Annotated in this window: 1 protein-coding gene; it reads left to right on the top strand. The window is 68.9% G+C overall.

Features of this window, described 5'->3' with window-relative positions; all coding sequences use genetic code 11:
* Positions 1 to 1,358, top strand: a 1,358-nt coding sequence (locus tag AX750_RS04190; RefSeq protein ID WP_082734922.1) for a PAS domain-containing methyl-accepting chemotaxis protein, incomplete at its 5' end; no start/stop codon positions are given.
* Between the last annotated feature and the right edge of the window lies 1 nt (position 1,359).

The raw sequence follows: 1,359 nt of genomic DNA, 5'->3' as shown, positions 1-1,359 counted from the left end.
CCAATTTTCTCGCCGTGACCGGCTATGCGCTGGACGAGATCGTCGGTCGCCACCACCGCATCTTCGTGGCGGAAGAAGAGCGCAGCATCCCCGCCTATGCCCAGTTCTGGGAGAAGCTGCGTCGCGGTGAGTATGACGAGGGCCGGTATCGCCGCATCGGCAAGGGCGGCAAGACCGTCTGGATCCAGGCTAGCTACAACCCCATCCTCGACGCCATGGGCGCGCCGGTGAAGGTGGTGAAATACGCCACCGACATCACCGCCTCCAAGGAGAACGAGGAGCAGATGGAGTTCGCCATCGCCGAGGTCGGCACCGTCGTCCAGGCGGCGAAGGACCGAGACCTGACGAAGCGGATCGCGGTCCGGAACCTCAATCCCAAGAATGTCGAACTCTGCGAGGGCGTGAACGAACTCGTCGACACGCTGGCCGGCCTCGTCGGCCAGGTCGCCGTCGCGGCACAGGGCATCGACACGGCCGCCAAGGAAATCTCCATGGGTGCCGACGATCTCTCGAAGCGCACCGAGGAGCAGGCGTCGAGCCTTGAGGAAACGGCGGCGACGACCGAAGAACTGGCGGCCAGCGTCAAGGCCTCGGCCACCAATGCCCGCAACGCCGCGACGCTGGCCTCGGAGGCGACCACCGCCGCCCAGTCCGGCGGAGACATCGCCGGAGAGGCGGTGCGTGCGATGGCCCGCATCGAGGATGCCTCGCAGAAGATCCAGGCGATCACCCGCGTCATCGATGACATCGCCTTCCAGACCAACCTCCTCGCGCTGAATGCTGCGGTAGAGGCCGCCCGCGCCGGCGAGGCCGGCAAGGGCTTCGCGGTCGTAGCCTCGGAGGTGCGGACTCTCGCCCAGCGCTCCGGCGAGGCCGCCAAGGACATCTCCGCGCTGATCTCCTCCTCGAACGCCGAGGTCGGCGAGGGAGTCAAGCTGGTGCGCAAGGCCGGCGACTCCCTGACCGCGATCCTCGAGGCCTCGCGCAAGGTGGCGGCGACCATCGCCGACATCTCCGCGGCCGGCGGCGAACAGGCGAATGGAATCGACGAGATGAGCCAGACGGTCGCCCATCTCGACGAGATGACCCAGTCCAACGCCGCCCTCGCCGAGGAAAGCGCCGCTTCAGCCAACGCCCTGGCCGACCGCATCGCCCAGCTCAACGGCCTCGTCGCGGGCGACCGCACTGAGGCAGGCGGCACGGCCGCGGCCGGCACCGCCGGGGCGCTGCAGCGCCAGGTCCAGGCCGCCTTTGCCGGGCCGCGTTCCGCCCGGCCGTCTGCGCCTTCCGCGCGCCCGGCACCGCCTCCGATGAAGAAGGCCGTCAACGCGCACGCGTCCGGCTGGGACGAGTTCTGAC

It is taken from the genome of Methylobacterium sp. CCH7-A2 (assembly GCF_001557075.1).
GTDB lineage: Bacteria > Pseudomonadota > Alphaproteobacteria > Rhizobiales > Beijerinckiaceae > Allobosea > Allobosea massiliensis.
This window is presented reverse-complemented; position numbering and strand designations above follow the sequence as displayed.